Source organism: Pseudomonas sp. B14-6, from assembly GCF_013260315.1.
GTDB classification, from domain to species: domain Bacteria; phylum Pseudomonadota; class Gammaproteobacteria; order Pseudomonadales; family Pseudomonadaceae; genus Aquipseudomonas; species Aquipseudomonas mandelii.
In genome coordinates this window covers 3658211-3681553 of sequence record NZ_CP053929.1, presented here as the reverse complement: position 1 = coordinate 3681553, position 23343 = coordinate 3658211, and the positions used below count along the sequence as shown (strand labels likewise).

The window sequence follows — 23343 nt, the reverse complement described above, 5'->3', positions numbered from 1 at the left end:
TCGTGGAGTGTTTTCCGGATGCACCTGGAGATAGCGATTGATCCAATTGCGCTTCACTTTTGGAACTTTGCCTGAAACCCTAGCATATCCTCGGATCACTAAGACTATGACGCTTACCAGGCAATTCGCCTGATATTACATATAAACCTATAGATAAATGGGCAGTTACAGGGAAAGGCGAGATTTAAGTCATGACTCATTTTCTACATGGCTCGATCTTCGCAAATCCCCCGGCGTCATACCCATGCGTTGAGTGAATGCTCGTCGGAATGCAGCGACAGATTGATAACCGACCTTATCTGCAATAACCTCTGTCGACACGGTTGTGGAAGCAAGTTCATTCGCAGCCATGGTCATTCTTACATCAGTCAAAACTGCATTTGCTGATTTACCAACCTTTAGTTGAAATTGGCGAATTAGGGTTGCTCGGGACATGTTGCAGAGTTCAGCTAGTTCAGGCAACGTCCAAGGATGAGCTGGGTCGTTGAAAATAGCGGTAAGTGCAGGAGCAAGCCGGGGATGACCAGCCATTGCCAATAAGCCGATGGGAGTATCGTTAGACTCGCTGGCTAATCTGAGTGTCAGGGTAAACAAAGCTGCGGATAAGGCGTTGAGCATTGCTTTGCCGCCAAGACTTTGGGCACTAGATTCTCCTCTCATCAGGGCAACCAGATTGGTCAACTGCGCGGCGGTATCTGTATTTAATGTTTGATCTGCATTTGAGGTGCTGACAATGAGACGCCCTGGCAAATAATCGCGAATGAAGCGGTCATGAGGTGGCGTGATGACAAAGCGACCACATAGCATGTCCAAACGGTCACCAGTGCCTGCGTTCGCGCTAACCGAAAAATTAAGTTCATCACGCGTATTTGCCGGTAAAGGCGTGAATCCACTCCCGTCATGAAGACGGTGTTGAGATCCATGGAGAAGAAGCACCACGTCGCCTGCCTGCAATAGTCGTGGCGCTCCCATGCCAGGAGTTTCAAGAAACGCTGACCCACGCAGGATAATGTGGTAAGGCATTTCGCCAGGTTCTGAGTCTTCATGGGCCACCTGCCATGGGGCTCCGTATGAGCACCGGATCTCCAACCGACCTTTAACAGTAATCATGTCCAGAAGTCGACTGAGCCAATCCTGTTGCCGGGACGAGGTGGGCATGGGCACATCCGAGGTTCAGACTTTTGAGCACTCTAGTGCGTTCTATCGATCTCTACAAGATCACTGGCGTCGCATAAAGTGGGGCTTTCTACGCGCCGAGTAGGAGCTAAATCATGAGTAACTGTAAGTGCTGCAGACTTTTACTCAGAAGTGAAAAAAACGCCGGCGGTAACGTCCCACACCTGTTTGCTGTCTTGGGTCAACAGGCACCGAATGCACTTTCCGAAGTGCTTAACGTAGAGGGCGTTTTGGCCAAATGGCAACCTGAGCAAACAAGACCTAGAAACCGTCAGCAGTCCTCAGAGTGGCTGAACCAGACTCGCACAGGCGCAGCGACAGGTGATGCTCTGATCAGGTTCGTTTTGCAACTGCAAAAACAGCGGCACTACTGGTGAGGCTGATTTCCCCGCCATTCGCGAGGCTGGCTATAGCGATGCGCACCAGCCGGAGATCGTCGATGACGGTTGCTTTGACCATCCTCACCAGAACCTACAATCGTATCAACGACGCGAACATGCCGCCGGTGAAGTAATGTGTATGGGATAACGAGGGTAACCAAACGTCGTGGTCGCCCCTCGATCAGCCGGTGAACAAGGTAAGGAGACTGATGGTCTCCTTTTTCGTTTGTACAAAGAAATGTATCTTAAATAGTAGATAAATTTCCTCACAGATGCCGACGACACGGCTCCCGCGTTTCATCCTCTTCACATTTTCCTAACTCAAAAGGTCATATCTTCCCTGTTTTCCATAGACGGGCCTTTGTGATGCCCGCCGCCCGTCTCCCGACATAGTCTTCGAGGTTACTTGCACAGCCTTGTTAGCCGGTGCGACATATGCGTTCATCCGCGTATAAATTTCAAGATGTCCGCGTTAATTTCAGCTGCGTTTGTGGTGGGCATACCGTGAGGGAAGCCTGGGTATTTTTTCAGGGTACCGTTCTTCAGAAGCGCCACAGAAAGGGGGGCAGAGTCGTCGTACGGCACGATCTGGTCATCATCACCATGCATAACTAGCGTAGGCACCTGGATTTTTTTGAGATCCTCGGTGAAGTCTGTTTCAGAAAACACTTTGATGCAGTCGTATTGAGCCTTGGCCCCTCCCATCATGCCTTGACGCCACCAGTTCTCAATGGTGCCTTGAGAGATCTTGGCGCCTGGCCGGTTGAAGCCGTAGAACGGGCCCGACGGCAAGTCCGTGTAGAGCTGTGCTCGGTTTTCAAGAAGCGCCTTGCGAAGACCATCGAAGACTTCGATGCTCAGTCCTCCAGGGTTTTTTTCTGATTTGACCATGATTGGCGGTACCGCGCTGATCAGCACTGCCTTTGCAACACGGCCTGACTTGGCGCGGGCGACGTAACGAGCCACTTCGCCGCCACCGGTGGAGTGGCCGATATGAATCGCGCCCTTAAGGTCAAGTGCGTCCGTCAGCTCGATCACGTCAGCGGCATAAGTGTCCATGTCGTTGCCTGTCCACGTCTGGGTCGAGCGTCCATGGCCGCGACGGTCGTGAGCAATAACGCGGTAGCCTTTTTCCAGGAAAAACATCAGCTGGCTGTCCCAGTCATCGGCGCTTAATGGCCAGCCGTGGTGAAACATGATTGGCGTCGCGTCCTTGGGGCCCCAATCTTTGTAGAAGATATCCGTGCCATCTTTTGTTTTCATCGACGTCATGGAACCACTCCGTGCTGTTTGTGGTTGAGCTCTATTTTGCGTTGCTGCCATTACTCCAAAAGGAACGCTCGCGAGTATGGTCACTGCTGTAATGCCCACGAGAAAGTGTCGTCGCGGCAGTGCAACGCCATCACTATCAATCAACGCTTTTCCATCTGAGTTTCGCTGCATCGTTTTATCCTCGCCATAAACTCATTTAATTGTAGTCACAGAACGCAAGGGGCGATTGAACGATGTAACATGATTTTTGTACGTTTGTGCAGACACCAATTTGGCAGTCGGTAACCAAGCCAGAGGCCGATCCTTGCCTTAGGAAGAGCGTCATTTAAGTACGACTGACCCGCTTAGCCTTGGGTAACGACACTGTGTATTTAGGTTGCCCAATGTGAAGGTTGAGGTTAGCAGGGAGAATCAACGTGATTCAGAGGTATGAGCGTTGATTGAGGCCATGCTCAAATATTTTGGCGGATCGGTGTTCTTCTTGAGTAATGCCATGGTCGCTAGTAAAAGCTCTAAGCGGTCGGGTTCGACTGTCAGGAACGCAGTACTTATGGAGAACAGAATGAGCGCGTAGAGGCCAAACTCGAAGTGCGCTGGGCACTAGGTTAGGGCGTGGTTTCAAGCGCCCAAGCCAGGTAAAATCTGAAGGATCCTCCTGAGTGCGCTGTGCGACACCTTTCACTTTCCGATAACGCATCCGCAGAGTTTGTTTGGATTACAGTACCAAGGTGCCTGAAGCGACGGCTTTGGGTGGTAAATCTTGAACTTAATTCAATAGCGATAGCTTTTCAAGGTTGCGTTTTCGCAGATACAACCCGCAAGCGTTCCCTCTCGGAGTCGCCACCTTATCCATCAGTTACACCGTCGACTCGTGAAACGCTGTGCACAAAGCTCTGTTTCGGTGTCGCATCACTTCATCCACTGTCTAGGACTTAATCCCGTCTTGCGTCGGAAAGCGCGCGCAAGGGCTGAAGGACTTTCATAACCCACCTCGTCGGCAATCAATGTAATTGGCCGGCCCTCACGCAGTCGCTTCTGTGCCAAACTAATGCGCCAACTCAAAAGATACTCGGCGGGTGTCTTACCTACCACGTCACGAAAGTGCGCAGCATAGCTAGCTCGTGACATGTTTGACTCACTTGCTAACTCAGCAACTGACCAACTCCGCTGCGGGGCATTGTGCATCTGCACCAGCGAGCGTGCGAGGCGCAAATCGGCTAGTCCTGCCATCATACCGGTGCTAAGTTCTTGATGGTCAAGGAGGTATCGCAACAGTTAGATAATTAGTAATTCAAACAAGCGATCCAGCATTGCTTCCCTACCGCAATGAGCACCTTTAGCCTCTGCGAATAACCATGTCAGCGTATCGGCCAGCATAGGCATTTCATCTAGTGAGAGTACCAGCAAGTCCGGTAGGGACGCAGCTAAAGGATTATCGACACCACCCGCGAACTCCAACGATGCACAAAGAAGTTGCGCCCCTTCTGCCTCGTTGGCTATTAGCTTATGTCTGCTAGGGCGCGGCGAGAAAATAAGGCTTGGCTTAGTGATAAGCAAACCACGCTCGTTGGGCCCGCTGAACGTAAGATCACCGGCCTGCAGCAAGTGAATGTGACCGCGCTGCTCGACGCCATCAAATGACGCCACTCCACAAACCCGCCCGCTATGGAATAGGTTTGCGCGCACGCCGAATTGGGACAGCAACGTTGACAAGCGATCCATGGATTCACCTTTATCAAGCTTGGACGATCTGCATCATATTATCGACGATTTGCATCCAAGAAAATCTATTTTTTCTCCAATATGGCGTTGTACCTAGCGCATTTTGCGCCTGGGCTTTTTAGAAAAATTATGTCCCGCATACCCGCACTTTTAATCGAAAACGCATCTGAAAACATTCGCCCGACATTGGAAAGCGTTCAGAAGGGCTTGGGTTTTTTGCCAAACACTTTTAGGACACTTGCCCACTCACCAGCCGCGCTAAACGGCTTCATGCAATTCAATCAGGCAATGGGTAAAAGCTCGCTCAGCGCGAGCCAGCGGGAAGCAGTAGCGCTCGCCGCGTCTCAAGTAAACGGATGCGATTATTGCTTGGCGGCGCATTCGTTGTTCGCTCAGAAGGCCGGCTTGTCTGCATCGGAAATTCGGGATGCTCGCCATGGTCAACTTAACGAGTTCGCACGTTTTGCTCTCCATGTTACCGAAAGCCGTGGGCAGGTTACGGACGTACAACTCTCGGAGGCCCGTCAGGCGGGACTAAACGATGCCCAAATCGTAGAGATCATTGCACAGGTCGCGCTGCTTACCTTTACGAACTACCTCAACAACGTCGCGGCTACTGACATCGATTGGCCTGCCATCGAAGACTAATATTTTAAATCTGGAGAAGTGAAAATGAACAACGTGACTATGTATACCACCAGTGTTTGCCCATATTGCCGTAACGCGAAAGCGTTGCTAGCAGGCAAGGGCATAAAGGCAAAAGAAATCAATGTTGAAGCAAACCCAGAGCGGTTGCGCGAAATGGTCGCAAAAAGTGGACGGCGCAGTGTGCCGCAAATCTTTATAGGTGGGCGCCACATCGGTGGCTTCGATGATATGGCTGCGCTCGAACGTACTGGTCGTCTTGACGCACTGCTAGGATTGTGAAAAATATGGGCTTGGTCAGACATCTTGAGCTGACCAAGACTATAACTTAACTTAATTAAAGCCAATTATTCGCCACTCCTGGAACATCCAATCGGAAGTGTCATAGTCCGTCATGAAGAGTGCTATGCAATTGCTACAGTTTTTTGTCTGTTTCCGGGTAGTTGTTATTTGTGGGATTTTGACCGCCACCGCTATATCAACCTTAAATAACCTTACATCGCCTGCTTCGGGAATTGGAAAAGGCAGGCCATTGTCATTGTCTTTTTTGCGTAGGGAATCATCTCTCCATTCCCGAGTAAAAATGCATATCTCAATGGATAGCCAACTTCATTGGTAGAATGCTATCCATTTTTTAGATAATGCCTGAACCCACACTTTAAAAATCAGAGATGTAGTATTTGCTCTACCTCCGCTTCCGCCATTAGCCAATCACGCACTGCTTTCACTTGGGGTTGTAAGGTTGCATGATGGGGATACACTACAAAATAGGATGAGTGAGAGGTTTCGTATCCCTCAAAAGGACGCACTAATCGCCCGGAAGCCAAATCTTCTTTTACCAGCTGGCTGCGTGCTAGCGCGACGCCTTGCCCTTCTACCGCTGCCTGGATAGCCAAAGCCGACGCATTTACGTGCATGCCTCGTAAGCCTTGGTTGCGGCTGTAGCCTCGTGATGACAGCCAGGAAGACCACGTTGGGAAATTTGAGTCAAAGCTTATGGTTGCATCATGTATCAGGGTCAAAGAGGCAATGTCGTCGAGACTCAATGAGGTTTTTCCTAGCTTATCTAACAGCTTTTGACTGCAAACCGGGAATACGTACTCTCCCATCATTCGCTCTGCGGTCAAATCGGGATAACGACCGATACCAAAGCGAACTCCGATGTCTACGCCCTCACTGCGAAAATCGACAAGACGGTCAGTGGTGTGCAATCGAATATCCCATTGTGGATAGCGAGCACTGAAGCCTGAAATGCGGGTGAGAAGCCATTTGCTAGCAAAAGCAGGTGTCACCGATAGCGTTACGACGTTAACCGGTAGGGCTGCTCGCAAACGGTGCAGTCCCCCTGCTAGAAGCGCAAAGCCGTCACGAATTTGGGGATAAATAGCAGCGGCCTCCGGCGTTAATGTCACGCCACTCCGAGATCGTTCAAATAGTGAGCGTCCTACGTAATCCTCTAGCGTTTTTATTAGCTGACTGATCGCAGGAGGGGTCACGTGGAGTTCCTCCGCAGCAGCGGAAAACGTTTGCAGCCTTGCTGCTGCCTCGAATGCTCGGAGAGCATTCAAATAGATGGCGATTCGGCGAGCTTCTTCGTTAAGCACAGCTTATTACCCCGGCAAGAAAATCCCAATATTCGGCTGATTCATTAGCTAACATAATTGTAGCCATGCCACGCGGGTAAGTGAGATGGATGACCGCCGACATGATCTCTCTAATTGTTGTAACTGTTTCTTATTAACGGAGTGTTTATGAAAGCGTCTATTTTTCGTGAGTTTGGTGCTCCAAGTGTTTTGCGCTACGAGGATGTCGCTACGCCTAGCGCGCGTCCGGGACACGTGGTCATCCGGGTACTAGCTGCGGGCATAAACCGCCTTGAACTCTACCTGCGTGAAGGTGCCATAACACGTGATCTCGCTCTTCCCCACGTTCTGGGATCAGATGCGGTTGGTGAAGTCGTTGAGCTGGGTGCCGGTGTGACTGACTTCGTTCTGGGCGAGCGTGTTGTTCCAATGCCAGGTTACCCGCTAGATGTCGCTGACTATGCCTTCTCCCCAATGAGCGCAGCTCCCAGCTATGCCATTGCAGGCATCATGAGTTGGGGCGCTTACGCTGAATACATGGAGGTGCCAGCACATTGGTTGCTGCGCGACGATACCGGACTTTCACCTGAGGAGCTCGCCACGCTGCCAATGGTTGTGGTGACCGCAGTACGAGCTGTGAAAGTCGTTGGCGCAGTGAAAGCAGGAGACACCGTTTTGGTTCAAGCGGGCGGTTCGGGCACTGGCTCGATGAGCATCCAAATTGCCAAGGCGCTTGGTGCCAGGGTCGTAACGACAGTTAGTAGCGATGAGAAAGCTGAAGTCGCACGTAAGCTCGGTGCCGATCTGGTCGTCAACAGTAAGCTTGAAGACTTTGTTGCAGTGACTCGTGAATGGACAGGGGGTAAAGGTATCGATGTGACTATCGATAACCTCGGCGGTGAGATTCTGGCGCGCAGTATTGAAGCCACGCGTCCTACTGGCACAGTGGTTACCCTGGGCTTCGTCGCGGGGTCTGAGCTGAATCTTGATATTCGAAGCTTCTTCTTCAGTCAGCGCCGGCTGCTTGGGACGCTTATGGGGGATTTGGATGACTTACGCTTCGGATTGGACTTGATTAAGAAAGGCGCGGTGCGCCCGGTACTGGATCAAGTGATTCCGCTTTCTGAAGCATCTCGTGCTCATGAATTACTTGCTGAAGGTCGTGTGTCGGGCAATCTTGTCTTGAAGCCTTAATCTGGAGCAGCCTATGAAGACGCCTATGTCATTGGAATTATCGTCAGACGCGCGCAATGCCAACGAGATTGCCGAAAGACTACGCTTGCTAGGCATTACGTTACCTCAGGCCCCTAAGCCGGTAGGTTCCTATCGTGCGGTCGTGATTCGCAATGGCATTGGGGCTGTCTCTGGCCAGTTTCCTTTGGTAGGCGGCAAACTTTTGCACCCAGGTGCGGTTGGCTTCCATTTAAGTGAAGCTGATGGCTATGCCGCTGCTAGGGCGGCAGCACTCAATGTCATTTCGCAAATCGAAACGGCCTTAGGCGGGTTTCAACGGTTTGGCGGTTTACTCCGAGTGGAAGGTTATGTTGCGAGTGCGCCGGGTTTCATTGCGCAGCCACATGTGTTGGATGGAGCGTCAGAGCTGTTTGTATCGGTTTTTGGCGAGTCTCTAGGTCGCCATAGCAGAACGGCATTTTCTGTAACACAGTTGCCCCTTGGGGCTTCTGTGGAACTTGCAGTAACCTTTGCAGTTACAGGCGAATACTCAGAAGTTTATTGAAGGCCGCTGCCTGGCCTCTATTAATAAATGAGTCAATCTGTATTTATAGAGTGCTTAACTTTATGAGGCGAGAGAAATTTATGAAACTCAATGTGAAAACTGTGTTGTTTGCCGGATTGGTGGCTGCTTTAGGTTTGCTTTCAAGCGTCACCTCGGCGAACCCTGCTGCTAACCAAACTCGTCACCTAAGTATAAATATCGACGGAGTAGAAGTCTTTTATCGCGAAGCGGGTGACAAGAGCGCCCCTGCGATTCTGTTGCTGCACGGCTTTGGCGCATCATCTCATATGTTTCGCGATCTAATTCCGAAATTGGCTAAAAAATACTACGTTGTCGCACCGGATTTGCCAGGATTTGGCTTAACAACGGTCAATCCGGAAAGGAAGTTTGTCTACAACTTCGATAATCTAGCAGTAACAATACAAAAATTCACCGAGGCTAAAGCTTTAGATAAATATGTAATGTATGTGTTCGACTACGGTGCGCCTGTAGGCTGGCGTCTGGCGGTAAAAAACCCTGAGAAAATTACAGCTATTATCACTCAAAATGGAAACGCCTACGAGGAGGGGCTTAGTCCTGGTTGGGCTGATATGCGTAAAGCTTGGGCAGATCCCTCCATTGAAAATCGCGAAGCGTTGCGCAAGTTGAATACGCTGGAAATGACTAAATGGCAGTACACCGAAGGAGTCAAGGATCCAGCTCTTATACCGCCCGAAAGTTATTTCTTGGCACAAGCCGCTGTAGAGCGCTTAGGCGTTGACATTCAACTTGATTTGATTATGAATTATGGCGAAAACATTAAGCAGTACGCTGAATTACATAAATACTTTAAATCTAAGCAACCTCCTGTGTTAGCAATCTGGGGTAAAAACGACCCATTCTTCTTGCCCGCTGGCGCCGAGGCATTTAAACGCGACATTCCAAATGCTGAAATCGTACTTCTCGACACCGGGCATTTCGCGATTGAAACTCATGGAGATGTCATCGCTGAGAAAATGCTTAAATTTCTCGGACAGAATTTGAAGTAATCGTCGCGATACTATTAGTTTTTCCATCACCCTAAATCCACCAATGCTGGTTTTATAGCCAGCATTAGAGATCGCCTATACTAAGGCGTAAATATGAACACGAAAGCAGAATCCAGCACTCATTACGAAGGCGCTGCCGTGTTCTCCCATGCAAAAAAAAAGGTATTACTATGAACCGCTTAAATGTTGTTAGCGTCGACGAAGCAACTGGCCACACCGCAGAAGTATTTGCTTCTATCAAACGTGCATTTGGTGCTGTACCGAACGCTTTTTTGGTTGCTGGCACCAATAGTCCCTTAGCTTTGGAAGCTGCACTTGCACTTGACGGCGCCCTACATAAGGGCAGTTTGAGCGTCAAGGAAATCGAGGTCATCAAGCTTGCCGTCAGCCAGACTTCTGGCTGTGACTATTGCCTTGCTGCACACACTGTCATCGGGAAAGGTGCCGGCCTTAAGAACGATGAGATACTGGCGGCTCGCCATAGCACATCTTCTGGAAACATAAAATTTGATGCTTTGTCCAAGTTCGCTAGAACGCTGGTGAGCACTTCGGGAACCATCTCTGCCGATACTGTTAATACCGTTAAGCATGCAGGGTACAGTGATCAGCAGATTATGGATATCTTGCTCGCCGTCACCAGCATTACATTCACTAACCTGATCAACCGAGTAAACGATACGCCACTTGATTTTCCAGCTGTTAGCTGAGTATCCGTCAGTGCCGCATATTTACATGCGGCACTGATGTTGGTATTAGCTCTGGCTCGGTGCGGGCCTACGATAAGAAACTGTTGCACCTGGGCAATTTTTGCGAAAAGATCTAGCGCTTCTCGCGATTTCAAATTTTATCGCTGGTCGTTGGCTTGCAGCACTCGAAGGAAAAAGGTCATCAATATGAAATACCAACCGCTGGATTGTAGTCTCTACGATTTTATTGAGATTGTCTGCATGCGAAATTACGAACTTAAAGTAGAATTGCTCGACGGTGAATGTCTGAAAGCGAGAGCCTTAACTACGAAGATATCAACATCCAAGGAGGAGTATCTTCAATTGGAGTCGCCGGGCCGAATACAAGAGGTTAGGCTGGATATGATTTTGGCAATTACTATACTAGAAGAAAACTCCGGTTATCTGCGAAAAGAGTTTACCAATAATTCCTGTACCATTTGATCAGACATTAACGAATTAGCATAAGGGCCGCCGCTTTGGAAACCCAAGCACAATTTACCGCCTTTTTTGATCCGCCAATACACCATTTCACAAAAATTTCACAATTGAAACGGCATGTTAGTAGGGCTCCTTGTTTTGATTCGGCTCGCATTGCGAGCTTTTTTTTGCCAAAAATTCGACGATTGAAACTCAAAGACGCCCAATCAAAACTTATGGAAAGTCATCGTGTTAAGGTTTTTCACGATGACCTTCTTTTCTCAGCGCCGATGTTTTCCTTTAGATCTGCGCTGAGCCCCCATCCACGAACAATTCACTTCCATTAACGAAGCTGCTCTCATCGGAGGCTAGGAACAAGGCTGCGCTTGCGCACTCCTCAGGGTTCGCCAAACGACCCAGTGGCGTGCTCGACTCCACGAACCGAATCATTTCCTGATTAGTCTCTAAATTCGGGGCTAGATCATGCCATCCAGGAGTTGAAGTTGCGCCTGGAACCAGAACGTTCACGCGGATTTTTCGAGGGGCAAGGTCGAGAATCCAACCCCTTGCGAAGTTACGTATTGCCGCTTTGCTTGCGCAATAGACGCTGAATGCCGGTATACCTGTCGTAGCGCCCGTCGATCCTGTCAGAATTATCGATGATCCATTTTTCAGTAGGGGAAGCGCCTTTTGGACTGTGAACAGTGTTCCTTTGACGTTGGTGGCGAAAATGCTTTCGAAATGTTCCTCAGTAATGTCCGCTAAGGCTGCAAACGTTCCACCGCCGGCATTCGCGAACAACACGTCGATTGCACCGGCTTCATTTTTGATTGTCTCGAACAGTCTATCGAGATCTTCTAATTTGGACACGTCACCTTGGATTCCCCGAGCGTTTTGTCCAACCGCTAAAACCGCTAGATCAAGCTCCTTCTGACGCCGGCCAGTCATAAACACTCGTGCGCCTTCTTCTGCGAATCGCTTCGCGGTGGCTAGGCCGATACCACTGTTTGCACCTGTGACCACCGCGATTTTTCCTTCAAGCTTGCCCATTTCGGAAACCTCAATCAAAAGAAGGACTACTTTGAAGGATTGATTTCAATTAAGGTAGTACCTACTAAAAGGTAAGTATGGTGCTGTGATGGAAAATATTTGTGGGCTGGATGTAGCGTTGCGGGTGGTTGGCGGCAAATGGAAGCCGCTGATTCTTTTTTACCTAAGTGCCGACTCGCGCCGCTTTGGTGAACTGAAAAGGCTTGTGGCAGGCATCAGCGAAAAGGTATTGATCCAACAATTGAGAGGGCTAACGGACGACGGAATTATTGTACGACGTGATTATCAAGAAGTACCACCTCGCGTTGTTTATTCGATAACTGAGTTTGGCAGGACGCTTGCTCAAGCTCTCATGCCACTGTGTGATTGGGGAAATGAAAATAGGCGTCATGTTGAAAGTAATTTTCCAGCTATTTAAAAACTATAGCCATGATCGAAATAGTTAATAAGTGCCTGTGCAAACGGGTACCAATGGTTCTGGAATCAAGCGCAGACTGCATACCGTCTTAGTTTTTAATCGGAAATCCAACAATTTGAAATGGTGAGCCAACATGTCGCCAGAAAACCTTTATCCGTCGCGGGCGATTTAGACGATCTGCACAGTTATTGAGAAATTCGGTATGCTCAGAATCGTCGAGACAAACGAAGATAGCTCCATACCCAACGCAATTCGCGCTGGTCTTGGAGAAAGGTTATGAAACGTTTATCGATAGTTGGCCTCTTGCTTTCCATTTCTCTGTCCGGATTGACGGCGTCCTTTGCATCAGCGTCTACGGATCCCGAGCTTGTACCAGCGATTCCTTACGCTTATGGCATGAGCTTAGATGTCGCCAAGGTGCTTTCAATTGAAAAACCTCACACCAATCATTGCGAAATAATACAATCCAAGATGACTTACCTTGATTATGCAGGACTTCAACACGCCATTACTTACCAGTTGCACTCAGATAATTGCTTTATTGGAAGCTGATTTAATTGTAGCGAGTCCAGTTTTAACAGAGTTCTGTAAGGAGATGTGTTGATATTTTCTGTTGCTCTCATTAGGCGATTGGTGGTTGATGCGCTTGATCGGTCGGCTGCCAGGAGGAGATGATGCATGCTCGAGAGATCAGCCTGCGACGGGAGACCACCACAGCACGCAGCAACTGCAAGGCCGAGAGCTTCGTGAAGACAATCACGCGTGACTACTTGCGCATATACTCACGCCAGATCGAGAAACGGCGCTGCGATACCTGGCTATCACCTTCGAACATTACAACGAGCAGCATCCGCACAGCGCCTTGAAATATCGTTCACTGAGGGAGTTCAGGCGCTTAGCGATAGCATCAATTTAACTGGCAGTTGGTGTCCGGTTTTTGTAGGGGCAAGTCTATGTTCAAAGTTGTTCTTTCTCCGAGTGCTCTTAGATTTAGCGTTGCAATTGAGCCAGTTGGCTCTTCAACAGTGCGACTTCAGCTTCCAGTTCGCGCACTCGCTCGCTAGCCTCAACCTCGACGCTGACGTCCTTCTGGATACCGATGAAGTAGGTGAGTTGATCGGTGTCGTTGAATACTGGAGTAATCGACAGTTCGTTCCAGAAGGCACTCCCGTCCTTGCGGTAGTTGCGAATGATTTGCCGGCAGGGGTGAAGGTTTTTTATCGCCTCTCGGATAACTGAAAGGCCGGCTTGGTCACGGTCATCACCCTGCAGGAAGCGGCAGTCCTGGTACAGGATGTCGTCAACGCTGTACCCCGTCAGGCGCTGAAAGGCGGGGTTGGCATAGATCAGGATGTTTTCGTCGCCTTCCTGCTCTGCTACCACGATGCCATCGTTGGATGCTTCAACCACCAGTTTCAGCAGTTCTGCGTCGATCATTTTCAGAGCCCCAGTGAATGTCAAATCATTCTAGGATAACTTAGGGCTTCTGAACGCTTTCGAGAAAATCACGACCTGTTTTTTTCATGATTTTGCCCTTTTGGACTGGGCGAAGACCCGTACCTGCGAGTCTCCAGTTTAAAAATAACGCTTACCGACAGCAGCAACCACCGCCGTTCCCGCCACAGCCCGAGGTTTTCTTACTCGCTACGCTTTCCACTGTCGCCAGCTGTGCTTGATAGCCCGCGTTCTCCAGGGCTGCAAGCAGCGCATGGCTGTCCGAATCGCCGCTGACCTTCACCCGTCCGGCTTGTAAATCCACCGCTACGTCACTCACGCCTTCAACTGGGCGCAGCGCTTCGGTGACATGTTTGACACATGAACCACAGCTCATGCCTTGGACTTGCAGTTCAACAGTTTTCATTGGTGACTCCTCACAACAAAGTTGATCATGGAAAGACTGACGCATGAGGCTTTTCTGCGGCGTTGGCTTATCCTCAACCTTGCTGCCATGGCAAGGTCAAGCGGTCGTTGTCACTCAATCAATGGACGCCTGGCGCAGACGCAAGGCGTTGAATACTACCGACGCCGAGCTCACGCTCATGGCCAGTGCGGCAATGAGCGGTGACAGAAGGTGACCGGTAAGTGGATAGAACAAGCCGGCAGCCAGTGGGATGCCCATGGCGTTGTAAAGGAAGGCGAAGGTCAGGTTCTGGTGCATATTTCTCACCGTCGCGACTGACAGGCTGCGAGCACGTAGGATACCGAGCAGATCCCCCTTGACCAGGGTGACCTGAGCGCTGTTCATCGCCACGTCAGTGCCAGTGCCCATGGCGATACCTACATCAGCGCGAGCCAGTGCGGGGGCATCATTAATGCCGTCGCCGGCCATCGCCACCCGGTGTCCGGCTTGTTGCAGAGATGCCACCAAGCGCTCTTTATCTTGCGGTTTGACCTCGCCGTGAACCTCCTCGATGCCCAACTGGCGAGCTACCGAGCGAGCAGTCGTAAGGCCGTCGCCAGTGGCCATGATGACCTTGACGCCATCCGCCTGCAGACGCTCGACGGCCAGCTTCGTGGTGGGTTTGATGGGGTCGGCAACAGCCAGCAAACCCGCCAGGGCGCCATCGACTGCCAGGTACATGATGCTCGTACCGTCGCCGCGTAGCTTCTCGGCATGTTCTTGCAAGCTCTCTGTGGAAACGCCGGCCTCCTGCATCAACGCGGTATTGCCTAGCATCAGGCGGCGACCCTCGACCTGACCGCTTACACCAATACCTGAGGCTGACTCGAAGGTTTCAGGTGTCACCAGTTTTAGCCCTGCGGCACGAGCCTGCTCGACGATGGCGTGGGCCAATGGATGCTCACTGCCCTGATCGAGACTTGCGGCCAGGCGCAACACTTCATCCTGAGTAAATCCGGGTACGGCCTCGACGCTATGGAACGCTGGTCGACCTTCAGTGAGGGTGCCAGTTTTGTCGACTATCAAGATGTCTATCTTGCGCAGGTTTTCGATGGCGGCGGCATCGCGAAACAATACGCCGCTGCCAGCAGCCTTCCCGGTGGCGACCATGACTGACATCGGTGTCGCTAGGCCAAGGGCACAGGGACAGGCGATGATCATGACCGCGACAGCGTTGATCAGTCCGAACACCCAACTTGGCTCGGGCCCCCACAGCCCCCAGCCGAGTAGCGTCAGCGCGGCGATAGTAATCACCACAATCACGAAGTAACTGGCAATCACGTCTGCCAGCCGTTGCATCGGCGCTTTTGAGCGTTGTGCCTGCACAACCATCTGCACAATCTGTGCGAGCAGGGTCGCCGACCCTATCTTCTGCGCCTGCATCACCAGACTGCCGTGAATGTTGAGAGTGGCACCGATCAGCGCGTCGCCGGCCCTCTTCATGATCGGTATCGGTTCTCCGGTGAGCATCGACTCATCTACAGCGCTTTCGCCTTGTAACACCTGGCCGTCGACAGGCACTTTTTCGCCCGGTCGCACACGTAACGTATCGCCGCTGTATACGTGTGTCAGAGGGATGTCTTCTTCCGTGCCATCGGCATTGATCCGTCGGGCAGTTTTGGGTGCCAGTCCAAGCAGCGACTTGATGGCAGCCGAGGTTTGCGAGCGAGCCTTGAGCTCAAGCATCTGGCCGAGAAGGGTCAGTGAGATGATCACAGCCGCAGCTTCGAAGTACACACCGATGCGGCCCTCCATCATGAAGTTGCTGGGGAATACATCGGGGGCCAGGGTGGCCACGAAGCTGTAAAGGAAGGCTCCCGCCGTGCCAAGCCCGATCAACGTCCACATGTTCGGACTACGCTGAATCACCGAGCGGACGCCGCGCACATAAAACGGCCATCCAGCCCATAGCACCACGGGCGTGGCCAGTCCCATCTCGATCCAGTTTTGCGTGGGGCCGTGAAACAGCACAAAGGCATGGCCGCCCATGGCCAGAACGGTGACGATTATTGTCAGTGGCAATGTCCACCAGAAGCGCTTGCTGAAGTCCTTGAGTTCTAAGTTCTCTTCTTCCTCCAATTCGGGAATCACCGGCTCTAAGGTCATGCCGCACTTAGGGCAGACGCCGGGGCCGATCTGGCGAATCTCCGGATGCATGGGACATGTGTATTCAGCGGCACCCGTTAACGGTTCTACTGTTGTCTGAGGGATTTGTTCGATTTTCAGTTGAGATATTCGATAACGCTCGGGCGCTGCCCTGAAGGTCGTTTGGCATTTCTGGCTGCAGAACCGGTAGTTTTGCCCCTCATATTCCGTGCTGAACTGGCTGTCGTTACTGACGGTCATGCCACATACCGGGTCATGGGAGCCGGTGGGTTGGGGTTCAGAGTTCTGTATTGGGCCGTGCGCTTGACGAACCTCAGGAGTGTGCATGAGCTAACTCCTGTTCGCATCCTTGGTTGAGACTGAGGTTTCGCCGTGATGACTGTGACCACCGTGGTGGTGCCCGAAAAAATGCATCAGCGGGCACAACAGCAAAATCATATAAGGCAGTAAACCCAGCATATGGCCGTAGTGTTCTCTTGCCAGATAGAACAGCACGATCACCAGCAGCATACCCAGCGCTATGCCGGGTTTACTCCTCCAAAATGTTGGAGAGGTGTTAGCGGAATGTGGCGAATTCATCATGGTTCTGTACTCCTAAGGGAGTGCTGTTTAGTGATACGTCGTAAAGGTGCAACGGGCGGCAGTTTTACCGTTGGCATATTGGCTAAAGTAAAACCGTCGCTGCATTGCCTACAGGCTTGTGCGCGTCACTTGCTCATCGGCATGTTCATCATGCTCGTTTGCTGATCCATCATTTTCATCATCATGTTCATCATTCCCATCTCCATGCCGTCTTTGTTGCCGTCCATGCCCATGCCCTTGCCATGACAGTTCTTATGCATCATGGCCATGCTGTCCTTCATCGTCTTCATGTTCTCCTGCATGGCGGCGTGTCGCTCGGCAGGGGTCTTGGCGGCGGCTGCCTTGTCGTGTGCAGCCTGCATTTTTTGCATTTGCTCGGTCATGACATTGTTTTGCATCGGCGTAGCTGCTTCGCTTGTCTTGGTGGGCGCGGTCTGCCCCTCCGGGTGATGCTCATCGACTGCCGAGGCGATAAGTGGGCTGCTCACGAGCAGGGTGGCGAGGATAAATTTCAATGTGGCATGCATGGCAATCTCCAAAGGGTCAGGACAACTCAGGTAATACCAAGCCGCGCCAGGCTGGCGCAGTCAGACAGTGCGCCGAAGATCGGCGCGCAGAAGGTCGGATTAATCGTTGAAACGGACGAAAATCAGGCGGGCAGGCGGTCTGGCCGGTACAGGGCGCCGTAATGCAAGAAAGGCAAAAGCGGAGGGATTGGCGGGATACAAAATCAGCAACGCTGGGATAAGGAGCAGAAACGTCCAACTGAACAGGTCAAATATATGAAGATGGAGCGAAGGACTTACAGCTATTGACGCATCGGCGCAGTGCTGAAGGCAACCGAGGGCATGGGCGTCGTGGCTATCGTGATCTTGCGCGGTGATCAGCGAGACATGAGTTGTAGCCGGATTGTGGCTGGGCTGTGCCAGACATCCCTGGGTCGCTGCCAGACCAAACGCTAACACCCACAGCACGATGGCGAGGCGTATGAACGTTGGTTGACGATGGCGAAACCAGAACATGGAGAATCTCCGGTACTGATTAGCGGATTTTGATTTTTCAACATACGCCACATTGAAGTGCCACGGTTGATCTACATCAATTTATGCAGCCGGCTGTCGGTTCTGTGGTGCGGTCAAATTTTATGACGCCCGTCGATCTTTCAGATGTTGAGTTTCTCCGCGTGCTGTCAAAAGTGTAATCACCGGCTAAGCGTGCTGACAGGTGCGTCCCCTCATCATCCTCATCGAGCTGACGCTCAAACTCTCTGGTTTCATCGAGAGTCAATTCCTTGAAGGAGATGCACTATGAAAGCTACCTACGTTGTGATTCTTACACTCAGTTTGGCTATATCGTCCCTGGCCTTTGGCGAAGGTGGCGGCGACCGTGCGGTTGAGCGCATGGAACGAGCTCGCGAGACGGCAACGGCCACCACCAAACCCGTCTCACAAGCGCAAGTGCAAGAGGATATTGCACAGGAAAAGCCCACGGCTGAAGAGCAGAAGCATCAATGCTGAGCCGCCCAGCTTACGGAAATGTAATCACCCCGTTTGCTGGCTTATGGCATCTTCGATGTATCAAGCGCACTAGCTATCCAAAGCGTGAACCCTCGGGAACACGCCAACGTGCGTGCACCTGACATCCGACTGACGGGACATGAATCGGTATGCATTTCAAAACTTCTCGGCGCACCTTTGTGAAAGGTCTCACCGCAGGCGGGATTCTCGGTGGCTTAGGCCTCTGGCATACCCCTATATGGGCGGCCCGTAGCTTAGGCGAGACTAATGTCCTGTCAGGTACAGAGTTCGACCTCTTTATCGGAGAAACACCGGTAAATATCACTGGGAATGCCCGGACTGCCATGACAATCAATGGTGGGATTCCGGGGCCTCAGCTGCGCTGGCGTGAGGGCGATACCGTGACCTTGCGGGTCAAGAACCGCCTCAAGGATATGACATCAATCCACTGGCACGGGATTATCCTCCCCGCGAATATGGACGGTGTGCCGGGCCTTAGCTTCCATGGGATCGAGCCTAACGGCATGTATGTCTATCAATTCAAGGTCAAGCAGAACGGAACGTACTGGTATCACAGTCACTCCGGCTTCCAAGAACAGGTAGGTGTATACGGCCCATTGGTAATCGACGCGAAAGAGCCCGAGCCATTTGAGTATGACCGTGACTACGTGGTGATGCTTACTGACTGGACGGATGAAGATCCTGCTTCGCTGATGAAAACATTGAAGAAACAGTCTGACTACTACAACACCCATAAACGCACAGTCAGTGATTTCATACATGACGTAGCTGACAAAGGTTGGTCAGCTACCGTTGCTGACCGCAAGATGTGGGCAGAAATGAAGATGAACCCCACTGACATTGCAGACGTCAGTGGCGCGACATACACCTACTTGATGAACGGCCTCGCGCCGAACTCCAACTGGACGGGCACCTTCAAACTTGGCGAAAAGCTTAGGTTGAGGTTCATCAATGGTTCAGCCATGAGCTACTTCGATGTCCGTATTCCGGGTTTGAAGATGACTGTTGTGGCTGCCGATGGCCAGTATGTTAAGCCCGTAAGCGTGGACGAGTTCAGGATCGCCACAGCTGAGACCTTCGATGTGATCGTCGAACCAACTCAGGACGCCTACACACTGTTTGCGCAGTCGATGGATCGGTCGGGGTACGCAAGAGGCACCTTGGCCGTCCGGTCTGGCTTGGCCGCTCCAGTACCTGAGCTAGACCCACGTCCTCTCGTCACCATGGCTGACATGGGTATGGCCGGTATGGATCACGGCGCGATGGCTGGTATGGGTGATATGCCAGGAATGGATCACAGCAAGATGGCGGGTTCGGGAGACAGCTCAATGGAGGGTATGTCGGGAATGGACGGCGGTGCCATGAAAGGTATGAACCATGGCGCTACGCAGGACATGTCCGGCATGGACAGCATGGCTGGAATGGATCACAGCAAAATGTCTATGGGCGGCATGAGTGGTATGGGAGAAATGCAGTCGCACCCAGCCACGGAGTCCAACAATCCTCTCGTCGACATGCAGGCAATGTCGACGTCGCCAAAGCTTGATGATCCTGGCATGGGGCTTCGTGAGAATGGTCGAAAGGTACTGACGTACTCTGACTTAAAAAGCACGTTTGAAGATCCAGATGGCCGTGAGCCAAGTAGAACTATCGAACTGCACTTGACCGGTCATATGGAAAAATTTTCTTGGTCTTTCAACGGCGTGAAGTTTTCGGACGCCGAGCCTTTAAAACTGAAATACGGCGAGCGAGTCCGGATCGTTCTCGTCAACGACACCATGATGACTCATCCCATCCACTTGCATGGCATGTGGAGCGACCTTGAAGATGAAAACGGGCAATTCCTTGTCCGCAAACACACCATTGATATGCCGCCAGGCTCGAAGCGCAGCTACCGAGTAACAGCCGATGCGCTGGGGCGCTGGGCCTACCACTGCCATCTCCTGTATCACATGGAAATGGGGATGTTCCGCGAAGTGCGTGTAGAGGAATAAGGAGTCGACTATGAGCAATTATTTTTGCGGAACTCGCATGCACTCAGCTGTATTTACCGTCGCTCTAGCCGCTGGTTTTGTCTTGCCGGCAGCCGCTGAAACTAGCCAGGGTACCGAAGACGGGCAGATGCAGACCATGGATCACAGCCAAAAGCCGGGCATGGATCACGGCAAGATGGAAGGTATGGATCACAGCCAGATGCAGGGTATGGATCACGGCAAAATGCAGGGCATGGATCATAGCCAGATGCAGGGCATGGATCACAGCAAAATGGAGGGTATGCAGCCCGCCAAGCAACCACAAACTCAAAGCCGGACTCCGATACCACCGCTAACCGATGCTGACAGAGCTGCAGTCTATAAGTCCCCTGGTGGTCACCAAGTTCATGACACAGCCCTCAACTCATTTTTTATATTTGAGAAATTGGAATGGCAGGATGCTGACGATGGAAGCGCACTGAACTGGGAAGCCCAAGGTTGGATAGGGGGAGATATTGATCGTCTATGGTTGCGCTCCGAAGGCGAGCGCACCAATGGGAAGACTGAGGAGGCAGAGGTTCAAGCTCTTTGGGGCCACGCCATCAGCCCCTGGTGGGATCTAGTCGGCGGCGTTCGTCAAGACTTCAAACCAGGCGAACCCCAAACGTGGGCGGCTTTCGGTATCCAGGGCTTGGCGCTATACAATTTCGAGGCCCAGGCTACTGCTTATTTGGGAGAAGGCGGCCAGACCGCAGCGCGGCTGGAAGGTGATTACGACATTCTCCTAACCAATAAGCTGATTTTGCAACCAACGGCAGAATTCAATTTCTATGGCAAAAACGATCCCAAACGTGGAGTTGGTTCAGGGCTGTCTGAGAGTGAGGTCGGTTTGCGGCTCCGGTACGAAATCCGCCCACAATTCGCACCTTACGTAGGTGTGAGTTGGAATCGGGCGTATGGAAAGACTGCTGACTATGCCCGCGAGGAAGGCGAAGACAATAACGAAGCACGCCTAGTGCTCGGCGTCCGGATGTGGTTCTAAACCACAGTTAGCGGCACCAAATAATTATATAACCTCATTACAACAGCTACGCGCTGTGAGGAGCCTTGCATGTCTGTATTTAAATCCTGTGTTGTGGCCGTCGCTCTTTCATCCAGCCTTCTGCTCAGTGCAATTGCCCAGGCTCACCCCAAACTGGTGTCCTCCACTCCTGCCGAAGGCGAGAGCGGCCCAGCTCCGGCGAAGATTGAGCTGCACTTTTCTGAAAATCTGGTTACCCAGTTTTCCGGAGCTAAGTTGGTCATGACCGAAATGCCTGGCATGTCGTCGCACTCTCCTATGGGTGTGAAAGCCAGCGTGGCCGGCAGTAACGATCCTAAAACCATGGTCTTGACCCCGGCCTCTCCTCTCACAGCGGGCACCTACAAAGTGGAATGGCGAGCGGTTTCCTCCGATACCCATCCGATTACCGGCAGCGTTACTTTCAAAGTGAAATAAGCATGAGCGACCCTTTGAATGTGGTACTGCGCCTCGCCCTTTACCTGGATCTGATGCTCCTGTTCGGTCTCGCTGTCTTTGGGCTGTACAGCCTTCGGGGAAAAGAGCGGGTATCGGGAACTGTGCTACATTTTGGGTCGCTACTGCCTGGCACCGCCGCTATAGGTATGCTTTTGTCCCTAGCAGCTTTCGCAGTTATGACAAAAAATATGAGCGGCGCATCCGACTGGGCGGAACTGCGAACTCACCTGGAAATGATGCTGTACGAGACAGAGATCGGCTACAGCTGGGTGACGCGCATGATCTCGCTAGCAGTGGTGATTTTTGTTGGAAGCCAGAGCAAGCGATGGCCAACGGGCAGTCTCTGGGTTGCTACCTTGGCTGGGAGCATTGCATTAGCGACACTCCCATGGACAGGTCACGGGGCGATGGATGAAGGCGCCCTGCGATTCTGGCACTTTGCCGCTGATATTCTGCACCTACTTGCCGCTGGCGGCTGGATCGGAGCTCTCGCGGCGTTCGGTCTGATGTTGAGTATTAGGGGGGCTAATTCGGAGCAACTGGTACGAGTGCTATCGCGAGCGCTCAAGGGATTCGAAACAGCGGGCGCATTCATTGTTGGTACGATCATAGTTACTGGCGTCGCTAATTATCTCTTCATTGTCGGGCCGACAGTAATCGAAGTCGTAACCAGCACCTATGGCGCTCTCCTACTCGTGAAGATCATACTTTTCGTGGGCATGATCGGGCTAGCTACCCTCAATCGTTTCTACCTGAGCCCTTCACTAGAGCGGTCTGTGGTGGCCGGTGATTTTTCTCTAGCAGCAACTGCTTTGAGAAAAAGTGTGGTGATCGAATCGACCTGTGCTGTCGTCATCGTTTGCTTGGTGGCTTGGCTAGGAACATTGAGCCCCTCAATCGAGATGGCTCAAGGGTGATTCAGGAGCTAGATCCGAGCGGCCCCAAGTGCGCTCAGATCTGAGCAACGACTATCGGTTGATGGGGTAGTCAGCGACCACTTCTTTCGCACCTGCCTTGGTGAGCCCCAGGACTTGGTAAGGTTGATGATTCTGGCCGTAGTCCATGCCAGGAGAACCTGCGGGCATGCCTGGCACTGCAATTCCTGCGAGGTCTGAACGACCATTCAGCTTCTTGATTTCATCGGCTGGGACATGACCCTCCACGAATTTGCCGTCGATTACAGCCGTATGGCATGAAGCGAGTCCCTGTGGCACGCCCAGGTTCTGCTTGATAGCGCTCATATCACTTTCCACGTGGTCGACTACATTGAATCCATTCAATTCAAGGTGCTTTACCCACTCCTTGCAGCACCCGCAGTTCGCGTCACGATGTACGTCAATCGTGAGTGGATCAGCTGCCTGCACAACCCCACAAATCATCAATCCCACAGCAAGCGATAGCTTTCGTTTGAACATGCTATGCACCTCGTCACGTGTCATTGCGCGGTTGCTCTGCATGCCCTTGGCCGTGCGCCACGAGTAGCGCTTCCGCACCGTCAGAAAAGTAGGTTAAGCGCAAAAAGTCAGGTTGCCGATTACATTTTTGTAAGCCGCATCTTCGCTGCCGCC

26 protein-coding genes and 2 pseudogenes are annotated in these 23343 nt (G+C 51.7%); 15 read left to right on the top strand and 13 right to left on the bottom strand.

The window, feature by feature from the left end:
- Positions 1-189: 189 nt before the first annotated feature.
- The 4 genes and pseudogenes from HP062_RS16855 to HP062_RS16845 all read right to left on the bottom strand — a co-directional run bounded on the left by HP062_RS16855 (position 190) and on the right by HP062_RS16845 (position 4550).
- Positions 190-1110: a cupin domain-containing protein gene (locus tag HP062_RS16855; RefSeq protein ID WP_256665830.1), complete on the bottom strand. Its 921-nt coding sequence runs from the start codon at positions 1108-1110 to the stop codon at positions 190-192.
- A 399-nt stretch (positions 1111-1509) separates the two neighbouring features.
- Positions 1510-1635, bottom strand: a complete 126-nt coding sequence (locus HP062_RS31130) for a hypothetical protein (RefSeq protein WP_256665829.1) — start codon at positions 1633-1635, stop codon at positions 1510-1512.
- Positions 1636-1997: 362 nt separating this feature from the next.
- Entirely contained in the window at positions 1998-2828 is an 831-nt protein-coding gene (locus HP062_RS16850; RefSeq protein WP_172791756.1) for an alpha/beta fold hydrolase, read from the bottom strand.
- Positions 2829-3737: 909 nt separating this feature from the next.
- Positions 3738-4550, bottom strand: a pseudogene (locus HP062_RS16845) (AraC family transcriptional regulator).
- A gap of 129 nt (positions 4551-4679) precedes the next feature.
- Between HP062_RS16845 and HP062_RS16840 the strand changes: the two are divergent.
- Together HP062_RS16840 and grxC are read left to right on the top strand one after the other, a co-directional pair.
- Complete coding sequence (locus tag HP062_RS16840; protein WP_172791755.1) at positions 4680-5198, top strand: carboxymuconolactone decarboxylase family protein; 519 nt, start codon at positions 4680-4682, stop codon at positions 5196-5198.
- 24 nt (positions 5199-5222) lie between these two features.
- Positions 5223-5477: a glutaredoxin 3 gene (grxC, locus tag HP062_RS16835; protein ID WP_172791754.1), complete on the top strand. Its 255-nt coding sequence runs from the start codon at positions 5223-5225 to the stop codon at positions 5475-5477.
- Between the two features lie 383 nt (positions 5478-5860).
- On the opposite strand, the gene HP062_RS16830 is transcribed toward grxC, so the two are convergent.
- Positions 5861-6799, bottom strand: coding sequence for a LysR substrate-binding domain-containing protein (locus HP062_RS16830; RefSeq protein WP_172791753.1), 939 nt, complete (start codon positions 6797-6799; stop codon positions 5861-5863).
- A gap of 147 nt (positions 6800-6946) precedes the next feature.
- Between HP062_RS16830 and HP062_RS16825 the strand changes: the two genes are divergently transcribed.
- The 5 genes from HP062_RS16825 (at position 6947) to HP062_RS31350 (ending at position 10713) form a co-directional block, all read left to right on the top strand.
- A complete protein-coding gene (locus HP062_RS16825) occupies positions 6947-7972 on the top strand; it encodes a zinc-binding dehydrogenase (protein ID WP_172791752.1) in 1026 nt (341 codons plus the stop codon).
- A gap of 13 nt (positions 7973-7985) precedes the next feature.
- On the top strand, positions 7986-8516 hold the full coding sequence (locus tag HP062_RS16820; protein ID WP_218585106.1) for a RidA family protein: 531 nt from the start codon (positions 7986-7988) through the stop codon (positions 8514-8516).
- 80 nt (positions 8517-8596) lie between these two features.
- Complete coding sequence (locus HP062_RS16815) at positions 8597-9544, top strand: alpha/beta fold hydrolase (RefSeq protein ID WP_172791751.1); 948 nt, start codon at positions 8597-8599, stop codon at positions 9542-9544.
- Between the two features lie 170 nt (positions 9545-9714).
- The gene (locus HP062_RS16810) at positions 9715-10251 is read left to right on the top strand and encodes a carboxymuconolactone decarboxylase family protein (RefSeq protein WP_172791750.1); all 537 of its coding nucleotides are present in this window, start codon (positions 9715-9717) and stop codon (positions 10249-10251) included.
- A 36-nt stretch (positions 10252-10287) separates the two neighbouring features.
- Positions 10288-10713, top strand: coding sequence for a Rho-binding antiterminator (locus HP062_RS31350; RefSeq protein ID WP_306163351.1), 426 nt, complete (start codon positions 10288-10290; stop codon positions 10711-10713).
- A 276-nt stretch (positions 10714-10989) separates the two neighbouring features.
- On the opposite strand, the gene HP062_RS16800 is transcribed toward HP062_RS31350, so the two are convergent.
- The gene (locus tag HP062_RS16800; protein ID WP_172791748.1) at positions 10990-11739 is read right to left on the bottom strand and encodes an SDR family NAD(P)-dependent oxidoreductase; all 750 of its coding nucleotides are present in this window, start codon (positions 11737-11739) and stop codon (positions 10990-10992) included.
- An 88-nt stretch (positions 11740-11827) separates the two neighbouring features.
- On the opposite strand from HP062_RS16800, the gene HP062_RS16795 reads away from it, so the two are divergent.
- The 3 genes and pseudogenes from HP062_RS16795 to HP062_RS31125 form a co-directional block, all read left to right on the top strand.
- Positions 11828-12157: a helix-turn-helix domain-containing protein gene (locus tag HP062_RS16795; protein ID WP_172791747.1), complete on the top strand. Its 330-nt coding sequence runs from the start codon at positions 11828-11830 to the stop codon at positions 12155-12157.
- 276 nt (positions 12158-12433) lie between these two features.
- A complete protein-coding gene (locus HP062_RS16790; RefSeq protein WP_172791746.1) occupies positions 12434-12709 on the top strand; it encodes a DUF2790 domain-containing protein in 276 nt (91 codons plus the stop codon).
- Between the two features lie 137 nt (positions 12710-12846).
- Positions 12847-13073: pseudogene (locus tag HP062_RS31125) on the top strand (integrase core domain-containing protein); the annotation flags it as partial.
- 74 nt (positions 13074-13147) lie between these two features.
- Here the strand turns inward: HP062_RS31125 and HP062_RS16785 are convergent.
- The 6 genes from HP062_RS16785 to HP062_RS16760 form a co-directional block, all read right to left on the bottom strand.
- Positions 13148-13594, bottom strand: a complete 447-nt coding sequence (locus HP062_RS16785) for a PAS domain-containing protein (protein WP_172791745.1) — start codon at positions 13592-13594, stop codon at positions 13148-13150.
- A gap of 151 nt (positions 13595-13745) precedes the next feature.
- Positions 13746-14018, bottom strand: coding sequence for a heavy-metal-associated domain-containing protein (locus tag HP062_RS16780; RefSeq protein ID WP_172791744.1), 273 nt, complete (start codon positions 14016-14018; stop codon positions 13746-13748).
- Positions 14019-14132: 114 nt separating this feature from the next.
- Complete coding sequence (locus HP062_RS16775; protein WP_172791743.1) at positions 14133-16403, bottom strand: heavy metal translocating P-type ATPase; 2271 nt, start codon at positions 16401-16403, stop codon at positions 14133-14135.
- Between the two features lie 90 nt (positions 16404-16493).
- Positions 16494-16745: a DUF2933 domain-containing protein gene (locus tag HP062_RS16770; RefSeq protein WP_172791742.1), complete on the bottom strand. Its 252-nt coding sequence runs from the start codon at positions 16743-16745 to the stop codon at positions 16494-16496.
- Between the two features lie 125 nt (positions 16746-16870).
- On the bottom strand, positions 16871-17272 hold the full coding sequence (locus tag HP062_RS16765) for a hypothetical protein (protein WP_172791741.1): 402 nt from the start codon (positions 17270-17272) through the stop codon (positions 16871-16873).
- Between the two features lie 99 nt (positions 17273-17371).
- Positions 17372-17767 carry a hypothetical protein gene (locus tag HP062_RS16760; RefSeq protein ID WP_172791740.1) on the bottom strand — a complete coding sequence of 132 codons (396 nt, stop codon included), beginning with the start codon at positions 17765-17767 and terminating at the stop codon, positions 17372-17374.
- Positions 17768-18052: 285 nt separating this feature from the next.
- On the opposite strand from HP062_RS16760, the gene HP062_RS16755 reads away from it, so the two are divergent.
- The 5 genes from HP062_RS16755 to copD all read left to right on the top strand — a co-directional run bounded on the left by HP062_RS16755 (position 18053) and on the right by copD (position 22692).
- The gene (locus tag HP062_RS16755; protein WP_172791739.1) at positions 18053-18262 is read left to right on the top strand and encodes a co-regulatory protein PtrA N-terminal domain-containing protein; all 210 of its coding nucleotides are present in this window, start codon (positions 18053-18055) and stop codon (positions 18260-18262) included.
- 149 nt (positions 18263-18411) lie between these two features.
- The gene (locus HP062_RS16750) at positions 18412-20277 is read left to right on the top strand and encodes a copper resistance system multicopper oxidase (protein WP_172791738.1); all 1866 of its coding nucleotides are present in this window, start codon (positions 18412-18414) and stop codon (positions 20275-20277) included.
- Positions 20278-20287: 10 nt separating this feature from the next.
- On the top strand, positions 20288-21298 hold the full coding sequence (locus tag HP062_RS16745; RefSeq protein ID WP_372242592.1) for a copper resistance protein B: 1011 nt from the start codon (positions 20288-20290) through the stop codon (positions 21296-21298).
- A 69-nt stretch (positions 21299-21367) separates the two neighbouring features.
- A complete protein-coding gene (copC, locus tag HP062_RS16740; RefSeq protein WP_172791737.1) occupies positions 21368-21754 on the top strand; it encodes a copper homeostasis periplasmic binding protein CopC in 387 nt (128 codons plus the stop codon).
- 2 nt (positions 21755-21756) lie between these two features.
- Positions 21757-22692 (top strand): copper homeostasis membrane protein CopD, encoded by a 936-nt coding sequence (copD, locus tag HP062_RS16735; RefSeq protein WP_172791736.1) that lies wholly within the window; start codon positions 21757-21759, stop codon positions 22690-22692.
- A 51-nt stretch (positions 22693-22743) separates the two neighbouring features.
- Here copD and HP062_RS16730 read toward each other — a convergent pair whose 3' ends face one another.
- On the bottom strand, positions 22744-23190 hold the full coding sequence (locus HP062_RS16730) for a DUF411 domain-containing protein (protein WP_172791735.1): 447 nt from the start codon (positions 23188-23190) through the stop codon (positions 22744-22746).
- Positions 23191-23343: the final 153 nt, after the last annotated feature.